Here is a 4074-nt window from a genome sequence, read left to right as displayed (position 1 = left end):
GATAATGACACAAGAACTCATAGACTTAAAACCCAGCATTTCAGAGGAAATATATAAAAATCATTCATCAAAGATTAAAAACCAGATTTTTGACCTCAGTAGGGGCACGGCATCAGCAAGATTTGCCCATAACGAGAAAATTCTTGACCGCCGTGCCCCGACAACCAATTTCAAAACGAGATCAAACATCGAGGTAAAAAGATAATGGCACAAGAACTCATGATTTAAAAACCAGTATTGTAGAGGAAAGCCGGGTTTTTGACGTAAGTAGGGGCACGGCATCAGTAAAATTTGCCACTAACGATAAAATTCTTTGCTGCCGTGCCCCGACAACCAATTTAATCATTTAGATGCCACCATAAAAAGATAAAACATCGAGGTTAAAAGATTATGACACAAGAAATAATCGACTTAAAAACCAGTATTTTAGAGGGAAGATATAACGATGCTTTGGCAATTGTTGACGAACTAGAAGGAATGAACAAAAAAGCCATTATTCGGAATATTAAATATTTTTTACAAAGATTGATGATTCACTTAATTCAAAACCAAATTGAGCAGCGATTAACTAATTCTTGGGCTTGGGCAATTTCCGATTCAATCGTTCAAATCAAAAAACTGAATTTCCCAGAAAATAAAACTTCTTATTATATCAACTATGATGAATGGCAAAGTTATTTAGAGGCAGCAATTAAGTTAGCCATTCGTCCAGCAAGTTTAGAGATTTTTAATGGACAGCTAAAACCCAAACAAGTTTCAGAACAATTGGATATACCCGCAATCATCACAACGGCCAAAAAAATGTTGGATTTTACCTATACTCATGCAGCCGAAGATTTACCAGATTGCATTGATATTATTTTAGCTGAACTGCCAGATGGTGAGGCATGGCAGGCATAGAAAACTGAGTATATGTAGGGTTGGCTCAAAGAAGAATGAGGTAATTAACCTAATGACTTATCGTAAAAAATTAATTGAAGTTGCACTCCCATTAGAAGCCATCAATAAAGAATCCGCGCGGGAAAAATCCATCCGGCACGGACATCATTCTACATTACATTTATGGTGGGCGCGTCGTCCTTTGGCAGCGTGTCGGGCTGTTTTATTTGCTTCTTTGGTAGGCGATTCTTCCAGCCATGCCGATGAATTACCTACAGAAGAAGCACAGGAAAAAGAACGGAAACGCCTATTTCAAATCATCGAGAATTTGGTCAAATGGGATAATGTTAATAACAAGCAAGTATTAGATGCAGCCCTAGCCGAAATTATCAAATCAACCGCTAACAATCTGCCACCAGTTTACGCTTTTTTCTGTGGCGGTGGTTCTATTCCATTAGCAGCGCAAAGATTAGGCTTAGAAGCGCATGGAAGTGACTTAAATCCTGTGGCTGTTTTGATTACTAAAGCATTAATTGAAATTCCACCGTTTAAAGAGCAAGCGCCAGTTAACCCGGAAGCAAATACGGGAGTAGTTAATAGTAAAGCCGGTAAATCAAAGGTTTCGCTGAATAAATGGTATGGGGCGCAAGGTTTAGCCGAAGATGTGCGCTATTACGGAAAGTGGATGCGGGATGAAGCAGAAAAGCGCATTGGGCATCTTTATCCCAAGGTGAAGTTACCAACCGAATATGGCGGCGGTGAGGCAACTGTTATTGCTTGGTTGTGGGCGAGAACGGTTGAATGTCCTAACCCTGCTTGTGGGGCAAAAATGCCTTTGGTAAGGTCGTTTAAACTTTCGACCAAGAAAGGAAAAGAAGCATGGGTAGAACCAGTCATTAATCATAGCCAGCAGCCTTCTACTATAGGTTTTGTTGTCAAAACTGGAGAAGGAAAACCACCAGAACCACCCAAAACAGGACGAGGTGCTAATTTTCGCTGTTTAGCTTGTGGACAGCCAACTAGCGATAAACATATTAAGGCTGAAGGTATAGCTGGAAGTTTGGGCACAAAACTGATGGCAATTGTAGCTGAAGGTAATAGAGGCCGAATTTATATTAATTCAACATTAGAGCAAGAAGAAATTGCAGCAAAAGCTCAACCTGAATGGTTTCCCACTCAATCGCTGGCAGATGATCCGCGTAACATCTGGTGTGTGAGTTATGGTTTAGATACTTTTGATAAACTTTTCACACCTCGTCAGTTGCTAGCTTTAAGCACTTTCAGCAACTTGGTAAGCGAAGCACGGGAACAGATAATACTTGATGCTGTAGCTGCTGGGATGGCTGATGATAGTTTACCGCTTTGTGAGGGGGGGACGGGTGCGACAGCCTATGCTGATGCAGTGGCGACTTATTTGGCGATCGCAGTAGATAAGAGTGCCGATTATTGGTCTGCCATTTGTAGCTGGCATTCATCAGCAGAAAAAATGCGAAATACCTTTGGTCGCCAAGCTATTCCAATGGTTTGGGACTATGCAGAATGTTGTCCTTTCAGTGATTCAACAGGTAATTGGATAGCTTGTATTGATTGGGTGTGGAAAGTATTAGCCACAATTGGATTCGATATAAAAGGCAGAGTTAAGCAACATGATGCTACTATCCTAAACGATTCTTTAAATTCTCCTATAATATCGACATATCACCTCGATTATGACAAGATTGGTTATGGGGATTTATCAGATTTTTTCTATGTTAGGTTACCTCGTTCAATCGGCTCATTATATCCAAATATTTTTAGCACTATCTTAGTTCCAAAATCTCAAGAATTAGTGGCCACGCCTTATCGCTTTGGTGGAGATAAGCAAAAAGCTAAAGAATTTTTTGAAGCAGGATTAGGCAAAGCTTTTGCTCGAATGCGTGAAACAGCTAATCCCGAATATCCGCTTACAGTTTACTACGCCTTCAAACAATCAGAAACAGAAGATGATGAAGATGAAAATCAAGTAAATTCTGTTATTGCTTCAACTGGTTGGGAAACGATGCTAGAAGGGCTAATTAAAGCAGGTTTTAGCATTACTGGCACATGGCCTATGCGAACAGAATTAAGCAACCGCACTATTGCCAGCGGCACAAACGCCCTCGCCTCATCCATCGTCCTCGTCTGCCGCCCACGCCCAGAAACTGCCCCATCTGCTACACGCCGCCAATTCCTCAACGAACTCAAACGCGAACTCCCCGCCGCCCTCCACACCATACAACAAGGCAACATCGCCCCTGTAGACCTCGCCCAAGCCAGCATTGGCCCCGGCATGGCGATATACTCGCGCTACACCAAAGTCTTAGAAGCAGATGGCACACCGATGCGCGTGCGTACCGCCTTGCAACTGATTAACCAAACTCTCGATGAATACCTCAGCGAACAAGAAGGCGAATTCGATGCCGATACCCGTTGGGCATTGACTTGGTTTGAACAAAACCAATACAAAGAAGGACTCTACGGCGATGCGGAAACCCTCTCCAAAGCCAAAAACACCAGCGTTAGCGGACTCGTCACCGGGGGAATACTAACAGCCAAAGGTGGCAAAGTGCGACTCTTGCGCCGCGACGAACTCCCGGAAAACTGGAACCCCGCCACCGATAACCGCACCTCCGACTGGGAAGTTACCCAATACCTCATCCGTACCTTAGACCAAAAAGGCGAAAGCGGTACTGCTGTTCTGTTAGCCCAATTGGGCGATCGCGGAGAAGTAGCGCGAGACTTAGCCTATCGTTTATACAACATTTGCGATAGAAAAGGCTGGACTTCTGAAGCGATTGGTTACAACAGCTTGGTGATTTCCTGGTCAGAAATTACCCGCCTCGCCGCCGAACAGCAACAACAACCCGTGCAAATGGAGTTAAACCTCTAATGATGTTACTCAATTCCTCCTCCCAAACATCAACCTTACCCAAACCAATGGCTGACAGTGAATTTTCTCTTGCCCAAGCTAGAGAAATTTTTGAGTTAAGTTTAGAAGAGAATCCCGCGCTTGCCATCCAAGAAGCTGTGAATCGGAAATGGTGCGTTAGATCAAATCCGGGTGTATCTGAATCATTGGTCGGGGCACGGCAAGGAAGGAACTTTATGCTGGCGGCAAAGCTTACTAATGCCGTGCCGCTACTATATCAAATCCGGGTGTATCTGAATCATTGGTCG

The 4074-nt window shown here is 43.3% G+C and carries 4 protein-coding genes; 3 read left to right on the top strand and 1 reads right to left on the bottom strand.

Annotation, left to right across the window (positions count from 1 at the left end; all coding sequences use genetic code 11):
• Positions 1–60: 60 nt before the first annotated feature.
• Complete coding sequence (locus MiSe_RS48015) at positions 61–282, bottom strand: hypothetical protein (RefSeq protein ID WP_226594413.1); 222 nt, start codon at positions 280–282, stop codon at positions 61–63.
• Positions 283–390: 108 nt separating this feature from the next.
• Between MiSe_RS48015 and MiSe_RS48010 the strand changes: the two genes are divergently transcribed.
• The 3 genes from MiSe_RS48010 to MiSe_RS48000 all read left to right on the top strand — a co-directional run.
• Positions 391–900 carry a hypothetical protein gene (locus MiSe_RS48010; RefSeq protein ID WP_226594411.1) on the top strand — a complete coding sequence of 170 codons (510 nt, stop codon included), beginning with the start codon at positions 391–393 and terminating at the stop codon, positions 898–900.
• Positions 901–952: 52 nt separating this feature from the next.
• Complete coding sequence (locus tag MiSe_RS48005) at positions 953–3787, top strand: DUF1156 domain-containing protein (RefSeq protein WP_226594409.1); 2835 nt, start codon at positions 953–955, stop codon at positions 3785–3787.
• A 47-nt stretch (positions 3788–3834) separates the two neighbouring features.
• The coding region (locus MiSe_RS48000; RefSeq protein ID WP_226594407.1) for a hypothetical protein at positions 3835–4074 on the top strand (240 nt) is incomplete at its 3' end.

Source organism: Microseira wollei NIES-4236 (assembly GCF_020521235.1).
Taxonomy (GTDB): Bacteria; Cyanobacteriota; Cyanobacteriia; order Cyanobacteriales; family Aerosakkonemataceae; genus Microseira; species Microseira wollei.
The sequence above is the reverse complement of the archived record's forward strand: the minus strand, read 5'-3'. Positions and strand labels throughout refer to the sequence as shown.